Here is a 23,129-nt window from a genome sequence, read left to right on the forward strand (position 1 = left end):
ACAATGAAGAAGAACATTTTAGTAATACCTGGAGATGGTATCGGACCCGAAGTCACCACTTGGGGAAAAGCAGCATTAGAAAAAATTGCAGAAATTTTCGGCCACGAATTTATTTTTGAAGAAGCTTTAATGGGCCATGCGGCTATTGAAGTTACCGGCGAACCCCTGCCAGATACAACTTTAGAAAAAGCAAGACAAAGCGATGCTATTTTATTTGGTGCTATTGGCCACGCCAAATACGACAATGACCCGAGTTTAAAAGTTAGGCCAGAACAAGGGCTGTTAAAAATCCGTAAAGAACTGGGGCTATTTGCCAACCTCCGCCCGATATTACTATTTGATGAACTTCTCCAGGCATCGAGCATTAAACCCGAAATTTTAAGAGGAACCGATATTTTATTTTTCCGCGAATTAACCGGCGATGTTTACTTTGGTGAGAAAACACGCTCTGAAGACAGAAACACGGCTTCAGATTTAATGATCTACCACCGCTACGAAGTAGAACGCATTGCCCATAAAGCCTATCAGGCTGCGCAGCAACGTAACAAAAGGTTATGTTCTGTAGATAAAGCCAATGTTTTGGAAAGTTCACGCCTGTGGCGCGAAACTGTTCAGGAAATTGCCAAACAATATCCTGATGTAGAAACCGAGCACATGTTTATTGATAATGCAGCCATGCAACTTATCAAAAATCCTAAAAAGTTCGATGTGGTTTTAACTGCCAATTTATTTGGTGATATTTTAACCGATGAGGCTTCACAGATTGCAGGTTCAATGGGTATGCTGGCTTCGGCATCAGTTGGTGAAAGCACCGGTTTCTTCGAACCGATCCACGGTTCTGCACACGATATTGCCGGTAAAGATGTTGCCAATCCGCTGGCTTCTATCCTATCTGCCGCATTAATGTTAGAAATTGGATTCGGACTAAAAGAAGAAGCCAAATTATTGGTTGATACCATCGACCAGGTATTGAAAGAAGGCTTTAGAACACATGATATTGCCGATCAAAATACTAACCGTTTTAAAGTTTTGGGTACCGCCGAAATGGGGAAACTGGTATTAAAGTTCTTATCACAAAAATTAATCACCTCCTAAACCTAAGATTATGATTCACGACCCTAACAAAGTTTATATTTTCGACACGACCTTACGTGACGGGGAGCAGGTTCCAGGCTGCCAATTAGATACAAACCAAAAAGTAGAAATCGCAAAATCACTCGAACTTTTAGGGGTTGATGTGATTGAGGCTGGTTTCCCGGTATCAAGCCCTGGAGATTTTAACAGCGTAATCGAACTATCAAAAGCAGTAACCAACCCGATTATCTGTGCTTTAACACGCGCAAACAAAAATGACATCGATGTGGCTGCAGATGCATTACGTTATGCAAAAAGGCCGCGTATCCACACCGGAATCGGTTCTTCTGATTTCCATATCAAACATAAATTTAACAGTACCCGCGAAGATATCCTTGCGCGTGCAGTTGAAGCGGTAAAATATGCTAAAAAATATGTTGAAGATGTCGAGTTTTACGCAGAAGATGCCGGTCGTGCCGATATCGAATTTTTGGCTAAAATGGTCGAAGCTGTAATTGCAGCAGGCGCAACCGTAGTAAATATTCCGGATACCAACGGTTATTGTCTCCCAGACCAATACGGTTCTAAAATCCTTTTCTTAAAAGAAAATGTTAAAAACATCGATAATGCCATTATTTCGGTTCACTGCCATAACGATTTGGGTTTAGCTACCGCCAACTCTATTGCCGGCTTACAAAACGGTGCCCGCCAGGTAGAATGTACCATTAATGGTATTGGCGAGCGCGCAGGTAACACCTCCATGGAGGAAGTAGTGATGATTTTAAAAACACACAAAGTACTGGGCTTAAACACCAGTATTGATGCGACGCAGTTTTACGATATCAGCCATACGGTGAGAAACCAGATGAACATGCCGGTACAGCCTAACAAAGCCATTGTTGGGGCCAATGCATTTTCGCACAGCTCGGGTATACACCAGGATGGTTTCTTAAAAAACCGCGAAAATTATGAAATCATCAGACCGGAAGATGTTGGTTTCCCTGATGCCACTATTGTATTAACAGCCAGAAGTGGCCGCCATGCTTTAAAACACCATTTAGACCGCTTGGGTCATAAATTGGAAAAAGACCACCTTGATATTGTTTATAAACAATTTTTGGTCTTAGCTGATAGCAAACAGGGCATTAATGACCACGATTTAAATCAACTGGTTGCTTTACATTTAGCTTAATACAGTGAGGGTTTAGGGTTAGGCAATTAGCGTTTAGTTTAACGTATTGACTTAAGCTTAATAAACCTGATTGGAATGAACATGAAGCGCAGCGGAATAAAATGTAAAGCAGGACAGCTGCAACCGATAGGACACCGAACCCTGCTTTACAAAAATATATAAGAGATATTAGTCTTGCTATTCGATACTTAATTCTTAGCAATACTGCTTCTCTACTTGATACTACAACAATGAATACAACAACACCGAAAACACTGGATTTTCAATCTGCATTTCAAAGACTGAAAGGTGTGGTAAAACGTACACCTTTAGAATTCAACGCCGGACTTTCTGCTCATTACAATGCCAATATTTATTTAAAAAGAGAGGATCTTCAAATTGTACGTTCATACAAACTACGTGGTGCGTACAACAAAATCAGTTCGTTGCCGCAGGATGCTTTAACTAATGGTGTGGTTTGTGCAAGTGCTGGTAACCACGCACAGGGTGTGGCGTATTCATGCAAAAAAATGGGGATTAAGGGCGTTATTTTCATGCCTGAAATTACCCCTAAACAAAAGGTGAAACAAACTTATATGTTTGGTGGCGATAATGTAGAGGTGGTTTTGGTTGGCGATACTTTCGACGATTGTTTGAAAGAAGCCCTGGCCTATAGTGCCGAAAAATCAGCTACTTTTATCCCTCCTTTTGATGATGAAAAAGTAATTGAAGGACAAGCGACCGTTGGAATGGAGATTTACGAAGACCTTCCGGATTTAGACATCATTGTAATGCCTGTTGGCGGAGGTGGTTTGGCTTCGGGCGTGAGCGCTTACATGAAAACCGTTAAACCAGATGTAAAACTGGTAGGCGTTGAACCACTCGGCGCACCATCTATGGTTGCGGCCATGGAACACGGCGGTCCTTATACTTTAGAAGAAATAGACCGTTTTGTAGATGGTGCTGCCGTAAAAAGGATCGGCCATATCACTTACGAATATTGCAAGGAACTTCTTGATCAGATGCACCTGATCCCTGAAGGAAAAATCTGTACCACGATATTAAAACTTTATAATGAAGATGCCATTGTAGTTGAACCTGCAGGAGCATTATCTGTGGCTGCATTAGATCAGCTTAAAGACCAGATCGCAGGTAAAACGGTAGTTTGTATCGTTAGTGGCGGAAACAACGATATAGAACGCATGCAGGAGATTAAAGAGAAATCTTTACTCTTCGAAGGTTTGAAACACTATTTCATTGTACGTTTCCCCCAAAGACCAGGTGCATTAAAGTTATTTGTGAACGAAGTTTTAGGTCCGCAGGATGATATTACCCGTTTCGAGTTCATTAAAAAAACGAATAAAGAAAATGGCCCTGCATTGGTGGGTATTGAACTTTCCAATAAAAACGATTATGCCAGCTTATTGCAACGCATGAAAGACTTTAAATTTGAAATTATTGAACTGAACCAGGATCAGACACTGTTTGAGTATTTGGTTTAAGGATTAAATATATCCGTCATTTCGAGTGAAATGCAGCGAAGCATAGATCTCTTCATTACACTACGTTTCAGTCGAGATGACGATAGATTTAGTAATTCGTTAATCTTGGAGCCTCTTGAAGGACAATTGTAGGTGTTTCAACAGGCTCAACATGCCCTAACTTATAAAAAATGAATTTCAAAGACTTAAGCAACCAGGCATTAATTTCCGACAGCGATATCGATTGGGAAGATTTAGGCGCAGGCGTTAAACGCAAGATCATGGCTTACGATGACAACCTGATGCTGGTTAAAGTGGAATTTGAAAAAGACGCCATTGGTACCATCCACAATCACCCACATTTACAGATGAGCTATGTAGCCAAAGGAAGTTTTGAAGTAACGATGGGCGATGATAAAAAGGTGTTGAATGAAGGAGACGTATTCTTTGCACCATCGAACGTATTTCATGGTGTGTTATGTTTGAAAGCAGGATTACTCGTTGATGTTTTTAACCCGCACAGGGAAGATTTTTTGAAATAGATTTTTAATCAATCGTCATGCTGAATTTATTTCAGCATCTATCATGCAGACCTGCGAAGCCTTAATATTATACCTTTCACCAGACCCTGAACTAAATTCAGGGTGACGATGCCTGAACCTACCCTTCTAACCCCTAAACCCTAACCAATAACCCTACTCAAAAGTAAACTTCACATTCTTGTACCCTAAGCCTTCAATAACCGGCTTAAGTACGGTTGTTGAATTAATTTTAGTCTGCGCTAAAATACTCGATTTTTTAACTTCAGCAGTAATTTGTCTTTCGGCTGCTTTGTATGCTTCATCTACCAGACTGGCCTCCCGGAAAAAAGCCATTTTGGTATCGTAAACGCGCGAGTTTTTGTGGTCTATTTTTACATAACAGATTTCTGGCTGTGGCAAATTTACTACAGCAGTGTCCGCATCTATACCGATATCTTCCCTGGTAATTTTGGTCAGGTCGATACAACCCACTGCTTCAGCCTTAACAATCAATAAAACACTCGCTTCGGGCAAAAAATCAGTTTTATTTTTATGTTCTAAAACATCGCTGATCTGGTACCGGACCAGTTCCAATTTACCAATAGCCTCAATTTTTTCTACCAAAAGCTGGTGTTTACTTTCGACCGAGGTATTAATGCTAAACTTTTTAGAGATAAATAAATACCCGGCAACCACTAAAATTAACCAGGGCAGAAGGCGAAAAAAGAGCTTCATATGATGAGAATAAATGCAAATTTACGATTGATATTTATAGCTAACTGTACAATAATTAATCCATAAATAGATTGTGGCATTTTTTGGCAGAAGATTTGTAATATCAAAATCACACACAAATAAAAACTAATCAACATGAAAAAACTTACCATCCTAATGCTTTGCATTGCCACACTAGGTCTGGCTTCTTGCAAGAAAGAAACTGTTTATCAAGAATTAAGGGCTAAAACTTATAATTTCACGATTAATTCAAATGAATGGCTACGTAACGCCAATGGAAGTTACTCTGTAAATAAATCATTATCTGCAATTGATGGAGTAACACTGGACGATGAAGGAGTATTGGTTTATTTCGAACATCCTAATGACCCGAATGGCGATATTCAATTACCTTACACTTTTAATTACAATGCTTTTAGCTTTAAAGTTTACAACGGCGGTTTAAGGTTCGACGTTCAGGATACTAATAATTTGACAGCTACAGTGCCACCCAACTATAATACTTTAGTAAAAGTGGTGATCATTCCATCAGATTACGCTGGAAATTAAACTTTAACGATATTTAAAACTCTAAAAAACGACTAATGTTCAACTGAACGTAGTCGTTTTTTTTATGCTCACCCCTGTTCAGCTGTATAGCGCGGATGGCTACACCATTTCTTTCTACCAGCAATTCATCATAAAAGCCTTTGTAATACACATCTTTTACTTCGTAGCGCCTGCTGCTCCAGTTATTGCTCACCTCTGCCCATTCGGGATAGAACACCACAAATTCTTTTTGTGTTTTTAAACCGATTTTCTCAGCATCAGCAGCTGGTAATACCACGGCATTGCCTAAAATCTGGGCGGTATAAATATGGGCCGGATGCTGGTAAATATCTACCGGCCTGCCAGTCTGCAGTAACTCCCCACCTTTTAAAATCAACAGCTGATCGGCCAGGAATAAGCCATCGGCCGGATCGTGCGATACCAATATTACCGTTACGCCGGTTTCGGCTGCTATGCGTTTAATATCGGCACGTAACTGATTTTTAAGCAAGGCATCAACCTGACTAAAGGGTTCATCTAAAAGTAGTACCTGCGTATCTGAAACCATGGCTTTGGCAATAGCTACACGTTGCTGTTCGCCACCGCTCAGTTCGATAATTTTCTTATTCTGGAGCGGTAAAATCCGCAGGTGTTCCATAATGGCCAAAGTTTTTTCGGCTTTGGTTTTCAGGTCGGTATTCGATAACTGTGAGGCAATGTTATCGTACACTTTCGCATAAATATTCAGCGAAAAATCCTGCGTAACCATTTTCATTTGCTTATGGCCGGGTATCAGTTGTTCATCTGGCCCTTTAACACGCTTATCTTCGAAATAGATTTCTCCTTCATCTGTTTTTAACAGTCCGTATATGGATTTAAGCAAGGTCGATTTTCCACTGCCACTCTCGCCAATTATAGCTACCACATCGCCTCTGTTGATATCGAAACTTACATTTTTAATGCCACCGGCCTGTTCTGCCTGATATTGCTTGGTTAAATTTTTAACGCTGATTAAGGTATTGCTCACGCAGTAAAGATAGTGAATAAGCTTAAAGCAGAAAGACTAAAGCCGAAAGCAAAATTACAAAGGCATATTAAACACATTGTTTAATGCTTAAAAACTGCTAAATAAAAAATCCTGTCTCGCCTAACCGAAACAGGATCTGTTCATTTGTGCAATAAGTCTTCTTTAGGAGATTTAGAGGCTAGTTTAACCCAAAAGTAACCCCGAAACTCATGTTCTTTAAACCAGCCTGCTGTTCGGTAGTAAACATATCGTTGAAATAATATTTGGTAAACAGACCCAAGCCCCCGTAACCAAACCTAACTGTACCACCATAACGTGCTGACTGAAAGTGATAGCTATCGTACTGCTTTTCTTTGCCACGCTCAGCACTGATTTGTTTGATCTTTCCGTTCAGCAAGAAGCTTACTTCCGGACCTAAAACCAGGTAAAACCTTTTGCCGTGACTATTTTCTTTCGTACGGAACTCGAAATTTAGTGGGATGTGTACATAACTGCTCGAGAAACGGTTTTTAGAAAAATGTACCGGCGACTGATCGGTGTACACAAACTCATTCGTGTTTTTGGCAATGGTGATGTCTTTTCTCAAACGGATCAAAGTCCAGTCGAAACCACCGGCTACATACACCTTAAAGTTAGGGTTAAAACGGTAGCCAAACTGTAAGATATCAAAAGAGAAAGTACTGGTTTTTCCACCTTTGTAATCCAAAAAATCGTTATTTGGTGATAAATTAAAGCTTCCGTTATCGATTAACCTGGAGAAACCCCAATCAACCCTGGTAAAGGTAACTCCACCCACAAAGCGGCCTTTTTTTGCCTTATCCAAAGAATCTGTTTTTTTCGTGATCAAATTGCCACCACCAATATTTATGGTGTATTTTGCTTTCTTTTTGATCACAGTATCTTTTACCACTGTATCTTGTTGTGCAAAAGCACCTGTAGCCATAACACCGGCAAGCCCGCTTACCAAAAGTGTTGTTAATATTAGACGTTTCATATCTGTGTGTTTGTTATGTTTAATGTTGTAAAAATTGTTAACTGAAAAATGCCAGCTTATAACCGTTATTTCTTCCGTTTCCCAAATTTAAAAGGACCAATATTGATCGACGATAGAGAAGAATCATCATCGTCGGTACGGAACTGGATGAATTTATCTTTTCTTTTATCTACTTTGTTAACAATGATGTTAATTACATCGCCCATATTACGGATGCCTTTATTGCTTTGTTCGTTATCGTTAACGGGTTCGTCAGCTTTAACAGTTGTGGCATTGCTTGCGGTTACAATATCCGTTTGAGGTTGCGAAAGTATCACCGCATCAATTTTTTCTTTGATATCATTCTTAGGGCTTTCAACCTGAGCAATCATTGTTTCCTGCTTCTGCATTTCGGGAGCGGTAACGATTGGCTGTTTTTCTATAACAGGTTTTATTTCCTTTTTTACCTTGGTTTTGGCCATAACATTTACAGCTTTAGGCTGAGCTTGCAAAACCGGTTTAATATCTCTAAGTGGTTCAACAACAGTCGGTAAAGTATCTTTAACAATTGGTGCCGCTACTACAGGCTTAGCTGCTTCAATGGTATTAGCTGCCAGTTTCTTTCCGTTGCTTACGGCCACGTCCTGCTGCTGGTAAACCAGGATCCCGATGGTAGCAACAAGCAGTACCGCAGCTGCCGATAACCAATAAATTGGAACAGTCCTTTTTTTCTTCGGTGTTATTTCACTTTCTATATTGCTCCATAAATCTCTTGATGGTGTTACTTCAGCATCAGCAAAAGCATTTTTAAATAACTGATCAAAATCTTTATCCTGTATAGGTTGCATAACCAAATCCCTCCATTTTTATAATTTCCTCTTTTAATATTGCCCTTGCTCTTGATAACTGCGATTTACTCGCCCCTTCCGAAATGCCAAGTGCTTCTCCAATTTCTTTGTGCGAATAACCCTCTATTACGTACATGTTAAAAACCATGCGGTAACCATCTGCCAGTTTTTGTATTACCTTCATCAGGTCTTGCATCCCTAAAGTGCCAAAATCAAAGCCGGTTGATGGTTGTTCATAAGCTTCATCTATTTCAACTACATTTAAGCTGCGTAAATTTTTACGGTAACTTTCAATTGCAGTATTTACCATTACCCTCCTGATCCAGCCTTCAAAAGAGCCATCGCCTCTATACTCTTTTATTTTTTGGAAAATTTTGATGTAGCCCATCTGCAGTACATCTTCTGCCTCCATCCTATCTTTGGCGTAGCGCATACAAACGGCCAACATCTTTGCTGCAGTTTGCCTGTAAAGCAGTTCCTGCATCTTCCGGTCGCCAGCTTTGCAGCCTTCCATCAAATCGTCTATCGTATAGCTTCGCGTCAATTTCATTTTGTGTTTGTATATAGAAGATGGCAGATTACAAACAATGGTTGCATGGGGTGAGAAAAAAAGTTAAATAATGTTAAAATAACAAAATAACATATTGATTATCAAATAGATAAAATACAAATAATTTTTTTAGAAAGATATAGATTTTTATTTGAAAATGAACATGCAGTATTTCATCGGGATCAGCAGTCCCGCTATTCGCTTCAAAGCCTTCCCGAATCTTCGGGATTCCTCACCTTCGTGTTTTCGCTGCTATCGGGTTTAGAAACACAGGCCGGTGGTTTAAAAACAACAAACCCCACAGGTTCTTGAAACCTACAGGGTTTGAAATTTTAAGTTAACCACTTTATTGTCTTTTACTTCTCATCCTTTTTCACTTTAAACAACTTGAAATCCTGCTTATAGGTCAGGAAAAATGAGTGGTTAAACTGAAGTTGTTTATCGGTGTGATCTAAATCGATATGCGGTTCGAAACGCACATCAAGATATAAATGCGGGATCAGTTCTTTCTGGTAGGCATAACGCAGCGAAACAATATTTCTCGAGCTCTGCTTCAGGCCCGGACTATACAAATTATCAGAAACAGATTCATACAGCGGCATACCCTTAATGGAAATAAAGTTATTGCCTTTCCAGTAAGAAGCGACCAAACTTCCCCATTTACTTTCTACCCCGGCATTTAACCATAAACCAAAACCACCCTGGTAAGCCCTTCTTTTATCCGGCGAAAAATCTTTATAAACCGCAATATAGTTATCGGTATATACCTGCTTAATGTTGGTATTAATGTCTTTATGCAACTTTATACCTGTTGCGCCATTAAACATGGTAGTAATCGGAATTTCTTTCAAAACATCAATCTGGCCGCCCTGGTGGAAAGCCAAAAACTGGGCAGGGATGCTCAACTTCCAGTCGTCATTTTTAATTAAAAAACTTTCTGTTGATAAACCTCCGATGATCTCTTCTTTGGCAGGATCACCCTTATAGATCATTTTTTGCCAGGCAATCCAGGCATCCAGCGTAAATTTCTTACGTTCAACCAATAATTGCGTGCCGTATTCGATCGGAGTGGTTAAAATTCTTTCAAAATCATATAAAGGCTCGATATACTTATGTTGGATGTTTCCTTCTAAACTACCAAAAATTAACGTGAGATTCCGTTTATGGTATTTTACATTGAATAAGGGTTTTGCATCGGAAATTCCGTTCCGCCCAAAATCTTTTCTGATGAAAGCACCTGCCGTAATGGCCAGATTTGGATGTGCATAATATACCAGCTGAGGTTGTAACTGTGTTCCGTACAAGGTATAACCATCATGAAAATCGTTGGTGTACTCATAATTACGGACATAGTTTAAATTGTAAAAGTTGAAGTGAACTTCGTTGGTTAAACTGCTATCTGGCCGGATCCTGTTTTCGAAAGCCGATTGATTAAACTGTGCTGAGGCAAAATAAGAACTGAAAAGAAAAGTGATCAGTAGTAAGGACTTTTTCAGGTCCGTGTTTGTAAACATGAGCTTGGATTTTATCGCCCAAATTTAGAATAGTTTTTGGTTTATTTAACTGAAGATTAAATGAAGTTTACGCAAAGGAAACAAAGTTGCCGGTGCAGTTGACCATAAAGGCACAAAGACACACAGCTTTTTACACTCTTTTAATTACCTATAATATTCTTGGTGCCTTGGTGTTATTTGTGAAAAGATTTATTCACCACGCTTTTTACGGTAATTTTTATAGAGTTTAACGGCGATCATAATGGCCATGGCAACGCCCATAATGCCAATTAGTCCGTAAATCCAATTGATGGCGTTTTTTAAGATCACCACAAATACAATGGCGATCATAAAAATAGTAGCCAGCTCGCGCCATAGCCTCAACTGAAAGCTACTTAGTTTATATTGATTGTTTTTAAGCTGTTTAACGATGTTTTGGCAGATAAAATGATAGATAAGCAAACCAGTAACAAAACCTAGCTTTACCCACATCCAATCGGCTTGAAGCAAACCCGAATTTAAAGTTAACATGGATGCACCTGCCAAAACCGAAATGATCATGGCCGGGGTAGCAATAATTTTCCATAAAGTAGCCTCCATTTTAACAAACTGTTTCTGGAGGATACTTTTTTCCGGCTCCGGTTTATCGTTAGCCTCGGTATGGTAAATAAAAAGACTAAGAATATAAAATAAACCCGCCATCCAGCTAATTACAAATACAATGTGTATCGCTTTAAAATAGGAATAATATGGCAATAGGGTTTCTATCATTTTTTGATTTTATCCAAAATATATGTATCAATCCAATTCGGGATACTGGTAAGTTGCAGGTCTAATATTCCTTCATTAATTTCGCCAATATATTTATGTTTTGTTTCAGAGTTATCCCAAAGATAAGTTTGATCCGTCTTCTTAAGTATATCAATTAATAAATCCATTGTCAAAAAATAACGATTCTCAATTTTCTCTGTTTCAACTAAATGTCCGCCTTTCAAAACCCTGTCTTTTACACGCTCAACGTTCATTTTAGGCGTTTCTGTACCTATAAAATAGAGATAAACCTTATAATTATTTTGATGAGCGAAATCTATAAGATCTAATTTTGAACGATGAGAAAATACTGTTTCAAAACTAAAAGATTTTCTATTTTTGATTAAAGCATACCGTATAAAATCAGCGATAATGGCAAAATGATAAGAATTGTAGGTTACCGGTTCTGATGTGTTTCTAACAATTACATTTTCTTTTACGACCAGGTTCCAAGTGGTAGTATTAAAACCAGCTTTTACAAAAAGGCCACTTTGAAAGCAAAATGATTCAAAATCTGCGTTGGTAATATCAATTTCGAAATCAGATAAGTTTAGAAAGTTTTTTCTGTTAAAACCTTCTTCCAGCAAATCTGCATTGACAAAGATTCTTGTTGAGAAATAGCTTGATTTAATAGAATCAAACAAAGTCGTTTTACCCGAACCATTCGGCCCCGCAAAAATTCTCAATTTAGGCTTTCGAGGCATTAAAAAAGCTTAATTCTTTTTGCAGAAACCTTTCGTCTTTTAAAATTACCATCAGCTATTTTAACTTTTTCTCCGTTATTAAACGTCCTGTATATCCCGTCGGCTTTCACTTCGGTTCTACCCAAATTTAAAGCATCAACAACCCTTAGCACATCTTCCATTTTCTTATTAACAGCCTTAATTAATTGCTTAATTGGCAATTTATCCTCGTCTTCTAATGATTTAACAGTCATAATATTTGAGTTATAAAGCTAATATACGAAAATCAAATGATTTGATTAATACCTAAACTCCTTCACTACCTCAATGGCATACTTCACATTATCAAAAGGAATATCCGGCATAATACCGTGGCCTAAGTTGAAGATAAAACCTTCGGTACCGCGCATGCGTTCAAATAACTTATGGATCTGTGCTTTAATCACTGCTTGATCAGCATATAAAATATGTGGATCTAAATTCCCTTGCACGGCAATGCCCTTTGGCAACGCATTTTTAATGTTCAATAAATCAGCATTCCAGTCAACCGAAATTACGTCTGGTTTAGCTTCGGCCATCATTGGGGCAAAAACAGAACTTCCTTTACAGAAGGAAATCACCGGGATATCTTTTCTGTTTAGGTTGGCAATAATTTCTTTAATGTAACGGTGCGAAAACTCCTCATAATCACTCCACGATAAGGCCAGGGCCCAACTATCGAAAATTTGAAGGGCATTTACACCGGCAGCAATCTGAAGGTTCAGATAATCGGCCGTTACTTTTGCAATTTTAGCCAAAAGCTTATGCGCCAGCTCCGGCTGGTTATGTATAAAGAGCTTGGTTAATTTAAAATCTTTAGAAGAACCTCCTTCAATTAAATAACTCATTACGGTAAATGGTGCACCTGCAAAACCAATTAAAGGGATACTATTATTTAAACGTTGCTGAATAACCTTAATCGCGTCGGCTACATACGCTAACTCATCCAAACAATCAACATTTAAATTTTCGATGTCTTTTGCTGTACGTACCGGATTGGCAAACTTCGGACCAACACCCTGGGTAAAACTTAAATCGCCACCCATAGCTTCGCCGGTTACCAGAATATCACAGAATAAAATCGCAGCATCAATACCCAATAAATCTACAGGCAACATCGTTACATCAGCGGCAATTTCAGGAGTTTTACACATTTCTAAAAAGGAGTATTTATTTTTTATCTCCCAATATTGTGGCATAAAACGGCCTGCCTGACGCATCATCCACACGGGTGGGCGTTCGGTTTGTTTTGAAAATGCTGCGTCTAAAAATAGGTTATTCTTCATGATCTGTATTTGGTGTCGAGTTATCATCACCCATTTCCGATTTTAATATCAGAATCAGGGCCTAAGCAAGGAAGATGCTGAAACGGGTTCAGCATGACGAACCGACTAAATTTTAATTGCGCAAAGGTATAAATAAAAAAAAAACGAAGTACCTTTTTATTCCTAAACTGGTGCTTCGTTGTTCAAAATGACAATAGTAGTATTATAACTTACTTATTTCTTTTTCAATTTTACCGATAATATCTTTTGACCGTTGTGTTTCGGCAAGTTCTTTTGCCAATTTGGTATAAGCTTCTGCTCTTTCCCTGTCTTTTTTCCGCAAGGCAAGATTAGCTAAATGGATCAGCACATACGATTTTTCATTCTTTCCCCCTACCGGAAAGCGGCTGGCCAGCTGAAAATGATATTCAGCTTTATCATAGTCTTGATCCTTCAATGCCATGTTTCCCTGCATAAATTCGTAATAACCTCTCCGGTTTTTTGCCAAACGTTCCGGTTTTGCCACCTCGGCCAGTAATGCCCTGGCTTTGCCAAACTCTTTATTTTTGAAATGCTTCGAAGCCATTAGCACCGAACTATGCTTAAAATGACTCCACACAACAAAGGCAAACAGCAACCCTGAAACAGCCGCCAGTTGGTATTGATTATAAAAAACACAGACCAGTGCTGCAAGCAGGAAAACTGCCATTAAAGCATATCTGCCCTTATTATTGTACATTAATGACTATCGGTAAATTTGTAGCCTACACCACGGATAGAATGGAAATAAACTGGATTTTTCTGATCTGGTTCGAAATACTTACGGAACGTTAAAATAAAGTTGTCAATTGTCCTGGTCGAAGGGTAAACATCATAATTCCAAACCGTTTCTAAAATCTGCTCTCTTGAAACGGCATCGTTTTTTCGCTCAATCAGCAGTTTCAATAACATCGTTTCCTTTTTGGTTAACGGTGTGATGGTGCCATCATCATGTTTTAATTCGAAAGAGTTAAAATAGATTGTTTTATCACCTATTTTGTAAGAATTCAATTCTTTTAAATCGTCTGGTTTTAAACTACGTTTAACCAGAATACCCACACGAAGAATTAATTCTTCTAAATTGAATGGTTTAACCAAATAGTCGTCAGCTCCTTTTTTCAAACCTAAAACACGGTCTTCTGAAGTGTTTTTAGCCGTTAAAAACATAATCGGAACTTCTGCATTCTCTAAGCGGATTGTTTCGCAAACCTGGAAACCATCCATTTCAGGCAGCATTACATCTAAAACGATCAGATTAAAGCGTTCTTCTTTAAAAATTTTAAGAGCGGTTTTGCCATCTTTAACGGCGTGAACTTTATAACCCTCAAGTTCGAGGTTTAATTTGATAGCATCTAACAAGTGATCCTCGTCTTCTACCAATAGAATTCTTAATTTTTGTGACATAATTGAGATTAACTAAATGTTACTTCAAAAATACTTCCCTGGGGCAGATTGTCTTTTACTGTAATATCTGCATCATGGTATTGTAAAACCTCTTTCACAATAAACAAGCCTAAACCTGTTCCTTTCGCTTTTCTGACATTCTCGTTACCAACGCGGTAAAACTTATCAAATATCAACATTTTTTCGGCATCTGAAATACCTGGTCCTTTATCAATCACACTTAACTGAATATGGCCGTCTACTTTGTTTAAATGCACATTTATCTCATCGCATGGACTCGAATATTTAACCGCATTCTCGATTAAATTGGTAACTACTGACGATAAGGCAAATTTGTCACCCATGATCTGCAAATTTGGCTGAATATGGGCATTTATCAATTGTTCGTTGCCACAAGAGTGAACCTGAAGCCTGTCGGTAATTTTATAAACCAGCTCTGAAAAATTAAACTCTTCTTTCGGAAAAGTATATGAACGGTTTTCGATTTTAGTGGCCAGCAACATATTCTCGACGAGATCGTCCAACCGCTCAATATCTTTTAATGAATTATTAAGTAATGATACCTGGCGCGCTTTATCCAGATCCCTTTTAACAATGGTCTGTATAGAAAGTTTTATGGCGGCTAAAGGAGATTTTAACTCGTGCGTTATCGACATTAAAAAATTCTGTTGCTGTTCACGCAGTTTATCTTCGCGTTTTAACGACTGGTGTAAAAAATAACCACCAAAGCACAGCAAAAATAAAAATACCGATCCCTCGCCCATAATCATCGTCATGCGGCTGGGTTGCAAGCGCACCACCAGGGTACCCCAAGAGATGAGCTGAACGAGCGCATAAAGCAATAATGCGTAAAATATGATGATTGATTTTTTCATTCGTCGATTTTTCCTTCGGGTTGATTACACCGGTTATTTTTCTCCATGGTTTGTTTCTCTGCAAACCAATATAGTGTTAACTTTCAGTGTTTAAATATCCTCTATTTCTTAAATACCAAATCCAATGCTTCAAAAATAGCGCGTTTTGCTTTCTCCAGTTCGATCTTTGTATGTGCTGAAGATACAAAACCCACTTCATATCCCGAAGGGCCTAAATAAATTCCCCTGTTCAATAACTCGCGGTGCATAATCTTGAATTTTTCCATGCTGCTGGCATCAATATCATCTGCAGACTGGATTTTATCCTTATCAGTAAAAGCAAACCAAAAGATAGAACCAATGGTAAATACCTTAAATTTATAGTTGCGCGCTGTAGCAAAACGCTGAATACTGGCTACAAATTCCTGTGCTTTATTATTCAGATCTTTATAAAAACCAGGCTTATTCAATTCGGTTAAGGTTGCAATCCCCGCAGCCATGGCAACCGGATTTCCGGATAAGGTTCCGGCCTGGTACACCCCGCCATCAGGAGAAATATGCGCCATAATTTCGGCTCGTGCACCGTACATACCCACTGGTAAACCACCACCGATGATTTTTCCATAAGTAACAATATCTGGTGTGATGCCATAGTGGGCAGCTGCACCTTCAAAACCAACCCTGAACCCGGTAATTACCTCATCGAAAATTAAAAGTGATCCATTGTCGGTACAAATTTTACGTAGAAAATGAATATAGGCTTCATCCTGCATAATTAAACCATTGTTAGCCGGGATCCCCTCGATAATGACCGCAGCAATCTGATCTTTAAACTGCTCAAAAGCCAGTTCAATGGCAGCCTTGTCATTCAATGGCACCACAATGGTTTCTTCGGCAAAAGATTTAGGTACACCGGCAGAAGAAGTTTCGCCAAAAGTAACCAAACCCGAACCTGCTTTAACCAAAAGTGAATCACTGTGCCCATGGTAACAACCTTCGAACTTTAAAATCTTATCACGACCGGTAAAACCTCTCGCCAAACGTATTGCCGACATTACCGCTTCGGTACCAGAACTGGTGAAACGGATTTTCTCAACAAAACGGTTGTTTTTAATAATCAGCTCGGCCAGTTCATTTTCTAAAGCTGTAGGTGCGCCAAAGCTCATGCCGTTCTGCATCACTTCTGCTACTTTTTCCCTGATTTTTGGGTTGTTATGACCTAAAATCAATGGGCCCCAGCTACCACAGAAGTCGATAAACTGGTTACCATCCGCATCCCAAATGAAACAACCATCGCCTTTTTCAATAAAAAGCGGGGTGCCGTAAACTGATTTAAAGGCCCTCACCGGTGAGTTTACCCCACCAGGAAAATAAGTTTTTGATTTTTCATAAAGCTCGGCCGATTTTGCCCTCGAAATATCAGGTTTATTACCTGTATTCACCGGAATATCGGCTTCATTGCCTGAAAACATTTTTTTTAGTGAATCTAACATCTTTTGTTAAGGTATGAGGTAAAAGGCTTAAGGTTTAAGGCAAAAGCCAAAACTTATAAAACACTAAATACCTATTTGTTGCTTACAAAATGAAAATATTGGATTAGCCGGAAAAACCCTAAGCCTTAAACCCTCAACCTTCCACCTCTAAAGCCAATTGTTATTTAAAATATCTTTAATATGGTAGGTATTGATGATGCTTGCACCGGCACGGGCAAAGGCATGCATGGTTTCCATTACGACTTTTTGCTCGTCTATCCATCCGCGTTCGGCTGCAGCTTTTACCATCGAATATTCGCCTGATACATTATAAACGGCAATTGGCAAATTGGTATCCTGTTTTAACCGGTGGATAATATCTAAATAAGCTAAACCAGGTTTCACCATTAATACATCAGCACCTTCCTGTTCATCTAAAGCAGCTTCACGTAAAGCCTCTAGTGGGTTTCTGAAATCCATCTGGTAGGCTTTTCTATCGCCTTTGCTTGGTGCACAATCTGCAGCTTCTCTAAAAGGGCCGTAATAAGCTGAAGCAAATTTTGTAGCGTGGCTCATAATGGCTGCGTTTATAAAACCGTTTTCATCCAACAGGTTGCGTATGGCTTCGATACGGCCATCCATCATATCTGACGGAGCAAACATATCGGCACCTGCTTCGGCATGTGTTAAAGCCATCTTGGCAATTACCTCAACCGTTTTATCATTCTGTACGTAATCATTTTCTAAAATGCCACAATGACCATGCGTGGTGTAAGAACAAACACAAACGTCGGTAATTACATATAAATCATCGCCGAATTGCTTTTTCAACTCGCGCACCGCTGTTGGCACTAAGGAATGATCGTGGTAAGCAGATTTTGCATCTTCCGATTTTTCATCGCCAACACCAAAAAGCATAATCTTGTTGAGCCCTTTTTTCATTCCCGCCTCCACATCTTTTACCAGTGTATCAACCGAATAATGGTTAACCCCAGGCATGGCATCAACGGCATGTGTAACGTTACTGCCTGGCACTATAAAATAAGGGTATACAAACATATCTTTCGATAACCGGGTTTCGGCTACCATCTCTCTCACTAACGGATTTTTCCGTAATCTACGCGGACGATTTAACATATATTATTTTATTTAGTATCGAGGCTTAAAGTATCACGATTTTAATATCGAGTACCAAGTCCTGAATATCTTTTATTCTTTCCTTCGGGATGTGATTACACTGGATTTTAGATTTAGCATCAAGATTACAGTACCAGGCATTAATATTCAAGTATTTATACCTTACGCCTTAAACCTTTTAACTCAAACCCTACCTCATCTCTATACCAAATACCGCTTCGGCCAATCCAATTTCATCCGGCGAGTATGGCAAAGCGTATTTCACGCCCATTTCATCAAATTTCTTCCCGGTAGAATTACCTATGGCAATTACCTGTTGACCTGGTTCCAACAAATTGTCGGCGAAATACGCATCAACATTTGATGGGCTGGTAAAAATGAGCACATCGGCATAACTTTGATCGATGTCTTCTTCGATTACCGTTTCGTAAATTGGCAGATCGATTATTTTAGCATCAGCCGGTAATGATTTTTGGATAGACTGCAAAGAATCCTGTGCTCTTGGGAACAGTACTTGCTGACCGCCGACCAATTGTGCAAAATCTTCGGCAACTTCTGTAATATCACCGCTTTCGCCAACAAAATCGGCTATATGCCCGAATTTACGCAAGGCATCTTCGGAACCTCTTCCCACTACACCAAATTTAGTTTTCTTAGGCAGTACCGGTTTTAAGTTGAAAAAATATTCGACACTGTTACGGCTACTGAAGAAAACCCAGTCTACATGCCTCAAGATAAACTGATCTAAAACCGTTACTATCGGAAATGTACGGATTAACGAACGGCCTTCTATTTCAATATTGTTATTCTCTAATGCTCTTCGAAAATAACTATGTTCGCCAATTTCGCGCGAAATAAAAACTTTAGCAGGCTTCTTTCTATCTTTACTAAACTTGTCAACAATTTTCTCTGCCAAACCTTCTGTACTTTCTGCGCGTAAAAACAAACGTTCCGGGAAATCATCAGCAGTTTCTGCCTTCGAAGTCCAAATTTCGAATTTTCCATTCTCTTTTTTACAGTAACAGCCTAGCGGCATATGACAACCGCCTTCAAAAAGGTTTAAAACCTTACGTTCTACAGTTACAGTTTCGGCAGTATCCGGATCGTGCAGCTTTTGTAGTGCATCAAAAAGCTCAGTATCGTTTTCCCGGATCTGGATCGCCAAAGCGCCCTGTGCCGGAGCAGGGATAAACTCAGTGGTTTCTAATTCTTCTACATGTAGATCGTTTACATCAAGGTTTAAGCGTTTAACTCCTGCTTTTGCAATCAGGATGGCATCGTAATCTTCATCACGGAGTTTTTGGATACGGGTGGGTACATTTCCGCGCAAATCTTCAACCTCTAAATCGGGGCGTAGCCCAAGTAACTGGGCTTTACGGCGGTTAGATGAAGTGCCCACCATTGCTCCTTTTTTCAGCGACAATTTCTGAGAAACATCTACGCAATCTTTTAAAATCAACAGGTATTCGCTTGCTTCTTCCCTTGGTGGCAAAGCAGCAATTATCAATCCTTCAGGATGTGTAGTCGGCAAATCTTTAAGGCAATGTACAGCCAGGTCAATCGTTCCGCCCAAAAGCTCTTCTTCCAGTTCTTTGGTAAAAAAGCCTTTACCTTCCAGTTTATCCAATCTTAAATTCAGGATTTTATCGCCCTGAGTTTTGATGATTTTTATTTCTGCTTCAATTCCAATGGCGGCCAATTCATCTTTTATATGATTTGCTTGCCATAATGCCAGGTCGCTACCGCGTGTTCCGATGGTTAATTTCTTCACTATAAAGGTTAAATGAGTTACAAATTTAAGTTAATTCGTGGTTTATACCATGAATTGTTTAAAAATGAGACAGTGAGGTTACAGAGAAGGTATTTAAAGGGATTTCTGTGACATTATGTAAATAGATATCGCAACTTTTTGTCATTCTGAAGACAGCGAAGAAGCTGTTCCGAAAGCATTATCCGTGGTGTAAAATGTTACCAGCTTGCATCACCACCATTCTTTGAACCATATAAGAAATATAAGATCAAGGTACTGACTAACAATGAGAGATCTTTCATTTTATTCAGGATGACAGAAAAAGGATGATAAAAACTAAGTTTGGTATTCTTTGCACCTGCCCTTAGCGATCTTTGCGGTGAGTTAAGATTGGTTCACCAAAATTTCTTTGGCCATTACCATTGGAACGCTGATGTATTTTTTCTCCATGTAATTCATTACACGCTCCAGAACTTCGCGCGAGGCATCGTCCATCTGGCTAATTTCATCAGCGAAAACGCCATTAATAGCGGTATTCTTAATTTCCTTAATCTTTCTTGGCACTTCCTGCATGGCCAGTTCTATACGCCGTTGTTTCAATACAGAGAAAAATTCGGTAATGTTGTTACTGATGATCTCTTCTGCGTGAACCAGTTCGTTATAGCGTTCCTGGATATTTTTACGAGCCACTTCTTTCAGCGATTCTACTTCGATATAATGTACCGGGTTATTGTGTATCACGGCAGGGGTAACATCGTTGGGCACAGCAAGATCAACAATTACTTTTTTGCCATGATCGCCATTCAATAGCTTAGCATATAATGCTTCGGTAATAATCGGCTCGGTAGAACCGGTACAGGTAATAATTACATCAAATCCTTCATTAAAATCTTCAAGTGCCGCTAAAGGATAAGCCTTACCACCTAGCTCTTCAGCCAAAGATTCGGCTTTAGAAAGTGTACGGTTAAAAATCGAAAAATTAGAGTATTTATGCTTATTAAGGTATTTTGCAATATTCTGATTGGTTTCGCCGGCACCGATAATCAATATACGTGAGTTACCACACATATTTAATTCTTTTAATTTACGGTACGCCAATGAAACCACCGAAACGGGGTTTTTTGATATATTGGTATGCGTGTAAACTTCTTTTGCGGTTTTAACCACACGATCCATAATCATGCGCATGTAATCGCCGGTAAATCCGGCATCGCGGCAGTTTTCATAAGCTTTACGGATCTGCGCAAGAATTTCTTTTTCTCCAACTACCAAACTCTCTAAAGAGCATGATGTTCTGAGCAAATGATTAAAGGCCTCTTCATTTTCGTAAACAGAAACGTTATCAAGAAAACGCTCCATAAACTCAGGAGGCAACCCCATATCTAAAACGGTTAAGAATTTGGTTACAAATTCCTTGTCAGTTTTCTCTTTGGTAAGGAAAACAAACTCAACACGGTTACAGGTTCCAATATAGAAAATTTCGCTAACGGGAAGTTCTACTTGAACCTTTTTCAACCTGCTATCTAAACTTTGCTCACAAATAACTAATTTCCCTAAAGATTTCAGGTCGATGTGGTGATGCGTAAAAGCTATTACTTTTAAATATTCCAAGTGCTTCCGTTATTAACTATTATCGGGATACAAAAGTAACACGGTGAAGGCATGTCACTGTCATTAACCTGTAATTTACATCAATTTAGAACGGTTTTAAATAGCAACTTTCTAAGATTAAATCATATACCGATCAAGATGGGCAGATCAATCTATAAAATTTTTCTTTGGGTTTATGCCCTTTTTTACGTTCTGGCTGGATGTAACCACTTTTTATCCACTGCAGTATATTACGTAATGATGCCAAAATGGTTGCCTGCTCCTGGCTTTTTAATTTATTTTTCTGGAATATTGGAAATTGTTTCAGGGTTTTTATTGCTGTTTAAAAAGACCAGAAGGCTTGCCGCAATACTCATAATAATGATGTTGATCGCCTTTTTACCGGTTCATATCTACATGATCCAGATGGCGCCGTTTAAGCTGGGGGAAATATTGATCACACCGGTAATTGCATGGCTGAGGTTGCCACTTCAATTGTTTTTTATGGGTTGGGCAGGATATTATTACAAAAAAACAGCCTAACGATTTTTTTTATTTTGAAAAGCATAGCCAGCATTTCATTTTTAGGTTAGTCCCCGCTATTCGTTGCAATCTTTTTGTGAATGTCAGTCTGAGCCTGCCGAAAACCTGCACCAAAAGGTATTTCCACTGCTATCGGGTTTAAATAACATTTGTTCTGGTTCTATTAATGGTTCCCCGCATCATGCACTATAAATATATCATCTATTCATTGCATAAAACATATAACAAAATTAGATTTCGTAGGTTTATTATTTTATACCAATTCCCATAAATTATGATTACACAAAGCAATTTTAGCCTTAGCGGTTCTGACGGAAAATTAATTATAGGAGATATTACTTTTGACGAAAAAAATCCAAACACACCTATCGTACTTTTTGTACACGGTTTTAAAGGGTTTAAAGATTGGGGCGCCCATAATTTAGTGGCCAGGTATTTTGCCAATAATGGCTACCGTTACGTTAAGTTTAATTTGTCGCATAGTGGCGTACCGGTTGATGATCCTAAAGATGTGACTGATCTAGATACCTTTGCCAGCAATACCGTATCGAAAGAGCTTTTCGATTTAAATGCAGTACTCGATTTTATTGAAAAAGCTTATGGTAAAGACACGCAAGTAAACCTAGTTGGCCACAGTCGTGGAGGTGGTTTATCGATTATAACAGCTGCAAACGATTTACGGATCAATAAACTGGTTACCTGGAGTGCCATTGGAGATTTTGCCAGCCTGTGGAAAAAAGAGCAGGAAGCAGAATGGAAAAAGAATGGTAAAATATTCGTCACCAATGCCCGTACAAAAGAGCAAATGCCTTTAAACGTAACCTTGTTGGAAGATTTTGAAGAAAATACAGCAACATTGAATATTTTAGAAGCAGCAAAACGGGTAAATATTCCGTGGTTGATTATCCACGGCGATGATGATGTAAATGTACCTTTTGAAACTGCTCAAACCCTGGCAGAAGCCAACGCAAATAGCAGATTGGTAAAAATTGAAGGAGCTAACCATGTTTATGGCGCTACACAACCTTATACCAGCGAAACTTTACCACCACTTTTGTTTAAGGTTTGTGAAAAGGTTTTACTGTTCTTGGGAGAGTAGGTTCTTGTTATGCTGAGCAACGAAGAATCTGTGGCTTACAAAA

General features: G+C 39.0%; 24 protein-coding genes. 7 read left to right on the forward strand and 17 right to left on the reverse strand.

All coding sequences use genetic code 11. The features are described 5' to 3' along the window. The first annotated feature begins 3 nt into the window (after nucleotides 1-3). The 4 genes from leuB (at nucleotide 4) to ACFSR6_RS13440 (ending at nucleotide 4,268) form a co-directional block, all read left to right on the forward strand. On the forward strand, nucleotides 4-1,095 hold the full coding sequence (gene leuB, locus ACFSR6_RS13425) for a 3-isopropylmalate dehydrogenase (protein ID WP_379079730.1): 1,092 nt from the start codon (nucleotides 4-6) through the stop codon (nucleotides 1,093-1,095). A 10-nt stretch (nucleotides 1,096-1,105) separates the two neighbouring features. Beyond that, nucleotides 1,106-2,266: a 2-isopropylmalate synthase gene (locus ACFSR6_RS13430; protein ID WP_183768304.1), complete on the forward strand. Its 1,161-nt coding sequence runs from the start codon at nucleotides 1,106-1,108 to the stop codon at nucleotides 2,264-2,266. A gap of 230 nt (nucleotides 2,267-2,496) precedes the next feature. Beyond that, entirely contained in the window at nucleotides 2,497-3,747 is a 1,251-nt protein-coding gene (ilvA, locus tag ACFSR6_RS13435; RefSeq protein ID WP_379079732.1) for a threonine ammonia-lyase IlvA, read from the forward strand. Between the two features lie 170 nt (nucleotides 3,748-3,917). Continuing rightward, nucleotides 3,918-4,268: a cupin domain-containing protein gene (locus ACFSR6_RS13440; RefSeq protein WP_379079734.1), complete on the forward strand. Its 351-nt coding sequence runs from the start codon at nucleotides 3,918-3,920 to the stop codon at nucleotides 4,266-4,268. A gap of 153 nt (nucleotides 4,269-4,421) precedes the next feature. On the opposite strand, the gene ACFSR6_RS13445 is transcribed toward ACFSR6_RS13440, so the two are convergent. Further along, nucleotides 4,422-4,982, reverse strand: coding sequence for a DUF4230 domain-containing protein (locus tag ACFSR6_RS13445; RefSeq protein ID WP_379079736.1), 561 nt, complete (start codon nucleotides 4,980-4,982; stop codon nucleotides 4,422-4,424). Nucleotides 4,983-5,117: 135 nt separating this feature from the next. On the opposite strand from ACFSR6_RS13445, the gene ACFSR6_RS13450 reads away from it, so the two are divergent. After that, a complete protein-coding gene (locus ACFSR6_RS13450) occupies nucleotides 5,118-5,531 on the forward strand; it encodes a hypothetical protein (protein ID WP_379079738.1) in 414 nt (137 codons plus the stop codon). 13 nt (nucleotides 5,532-5,544) lie between these two features. Here the strand turns inward: ACFSR6_RS13450 and ACFSR6_RS13455 are convergent, their stop codons facing one another. The 16 genes from ACFSR6_RS13455 to hemA all read right to left on the reverse strand — a co-directional run bounded on the left by ACFSR6_RS13455 (nucleotide 5,545) and on the right by hemA (nucleotide 21,465). Then, entirely contained in the window at nucleotides 5,545-6,537 is a 993-nt protein-coding gene (locus ACFSR6_RS13455; protein ID WP_379079740.1) for an ABC transporter ATP-binding protein, read from the reverse strand. 178 nt (nucleotides 6,538-6,715) lie between these two features. Further along, entirely contained in the window at nucleotides 6,716-7,531 is an 816-nt protein-coding gene (locus ACFSR6_RS13460) for an outer membrane beta-barrel protein (RefSeq protein WP_379079742.1), read from the reverse strand. Nucleotides 7,532-7,596: 65 nt separating this feature from the next. Continuing rightward, a complete protein-coding gene (locus ACFSR6_RS13465; protein WP_379079744.1) occupies nucleotides 7,597-8,358 on the reverse strand; it encodes a hypothetical protein in 762 nt (253 codons plus the stop codon). After that, a complete protein-coding gene (locus ACFSR6_RS13470) occupies nucleotides 8,339-8,908 on the reverse strand; it encodes an RNA polymerase sigma factor (protein ID WP_379079746.1) in 570 nt (189 codons plus the stop codon). The genes ACFSR6_RS13465 and ACFSR6_RS13470 overlap by 20 nt, the downstream gene beginning before the upstream one ends. A 356-nt stretch (nucleotides 8,909-9,264) precedes the next feature. Then, nucleotides 9,265-10,422 carry a hypothetical protein gene (locus ACFSR6_RS13475; protein WP_379079747.1) on the reverse strand — a complete coding sequence of 386 codons (1,158 nt, stop codon included), beginning with the start codon at nucleotides 10,420-10,422 and terminating at the stop codon, nucleotides 9,265-9,267. Between the two features lie 189 nt (nucleotides 10,423-10,611). Beyond that, on the reverse strand, nucleotides 10,612-11,172 hold the full coding sequence (locus ACFSR6_RS13480; RefSeq protein ID WP_379079749.1) for a CopD family protein: 561 nt from the start codon (nucleotides 11,170-11,172) through the stop codon (nucleotides 10,612-10,614). Continuing rightward, nucleotides 11,169-11,915 carry a hypothetical protein gene (locus ACFSR6_RS13485; protein ID WP_379079751.1) on the reverse strand — a complete coding sequence of 249 codons (747 nt, stop codon included), beginning with the start codon at nucleotides 11,913-11,915 and terminating at the stop codon, nucleotides 11,169-11,171. The genes ACFSR6_RS13480 and ACFSR6_RS13485 overlap by 4 nt, the downstream gene beginning before the upstream one ends. After that, a complete protein-coding gene (locus ACFSR6_RS13490) occupies nucleotides 11,915-12,148 on the reverse strand; it encodes a hypothetical protein (protein WP_379079753.1) in 234 nt (77 codons plus the stop codon). The genes ACFSR6_RS13485 and ACFSR6_RS13490 overlap by 1 nt, the downstream gene beginning before the upstream one ends. 45 nt (nucleotides 12,149-12,193) lie before the next feature. Next, on the reverse strand, nucleotides 12,194-13,219 hold the full coding sequence (hemE, locus tag ACFSR6_RS13495; protein ID WP_379079755.1) for a uroporphyrinogen decarboxylase: 1,026 nt from the start codon (nucleotides 13,217-13,219) through the stop codon (nucleotides 12,194-12,196). A 202-nt stretch (nucleotides 13,220-13,421) separates the two neighbouring features. After that, nucleotides 13,422-13,937, reverse strand: coding sequence for a hypothetical protein (locus ACFSR6_RS13500; RefSeq protein WP_379079757.1), 516 nt, complete (start codon nucleotides 13,935-13,937; stop codon nucleotides 13,422-13,424). Then, nucleotides 13,937-14,641, reverse strand: coding sequence for a response regulator transcription factor (locus ACFSR6_RS13505; protein WP_379079759.1), 705 nt, complete (start codon nucleotides 14,639-14,641; stop codon nucleotides 13,937-13,939). The genes ACFSR6_RS13500 and ACFSR6_RS13505 overlap by 1 nt, the downstream gene beginning before the upstream one ends. A gap of 8 nt (nucleotides 14,642-14,649) precedes the next feature. Beyond that, the gene (locus ACFSR6_RS13510) at nucleotides 14,650-15,516 is read right to left on the reverse strand and encodes a sensor histidine kinase (RefSeq protein WP_183768277.1); all 867 of its coding nucleotides are present in this window, start codon (nucleotides 15,514-15,516) and stop codon (nucleotides 14,650-14,652) included. Nucleotides 15,517-15,617: 101 nt separating this feature from the next. After that, entirely contained in the window at nucleotides 15,618-16,988 is a 1,371-nt protein-coding gene (hemL, locus tag ACFSR6_RS13515; RefSeq protein WP_379079761.1) for a glutamate-1-semialdehyde 2,1-aminomutase, read from the reverse strand. A 147-nt stretch (nucleotides 16,989-17,135) separates the two neighbouring features. Next, nucleotides 17,136-18,104, reverse strand: coding sequence for a porphobilinogen synthase (gene hemB / locus ACFSR6_RS13520; RefSeq protein WP_379079763.1), 969 nt, complete (start codon nucleotides 18,102-18,104; stop codon nucleotides 17,136-17,138). A gap of 190 nt (nucleotides 18,105-18,294) precedes the next feature. Next, nucleotides 18,295-19,875 carry a hydroxymethylbilane synthase gene (gene hemC / locus ACFSR6_RS13525; protein ID WP_379079765.1) on the reverse strand — a complete coding sequence of 527 codons (1,581 nt, stop codon included), beginning with the start codon at nucleotides 19,873-19,875 and terminating at the stop codon, nucleotides 18,295-18,297. Nucleotides 19,876-20,238: 363 nt separating this feature from the next. After that, nucleotides 20,239-21,465 carry a glutamyl-tRNA reductase gene (hemA, locus tag ACFSR6_RS13530; RefSeq protein ID WP_379079767.1) on the reverse strand — a complete coding sequence of 409 codons (1,227 nt, stop codon included), beginning with the start codon at nucleotides 21,463-21,465 and terminating at the stop codon, nucleotides 20,239-20,241. Nucleotides 21,466-21,603: 138 nt separating this feature from the next. On the opposite strand from hemA, the gene ACFSR6_RS13535 reads away from it, so the two are divergent. Continuing rightward, complete coding sequence (locus tag ACFSR6_RS13535; protein WP_379079769.1) at nucleotides 21,604-21,987, forward strand: DoxX family protein; 384 nt, start codon at nucleotides 21,604-21,606, stop codon at nucleotides 21,985-21,987. Nucleotides 21,988-22,261: 274 nt separating this feature from the next. Beyond that, on the forward strand, nucleotides 22,262-23,086 hold the full coding sequence (locus ACFSR6_RS13540; protein WP_379079774.1) for an alpha/beta hydrolase family protein: 825 nt from the start codon (nucleotides 22,262-22,264) through the stop codon (nucleotides 23,084-23,086). The last annotated feature ends 43 nt before the right edge of the window (nucleotides 23,087-23,129 follow it).

Source organism: Pedobacter vanadiisoli, assembly GCF_042684385.1.
Lineage (GTDB): Bacteria > Bacteroidota > Bacteroidia > Sphingobacteriales > Sphingobacteriaceae > Pedobacter > Pedobacter vanadiisoli.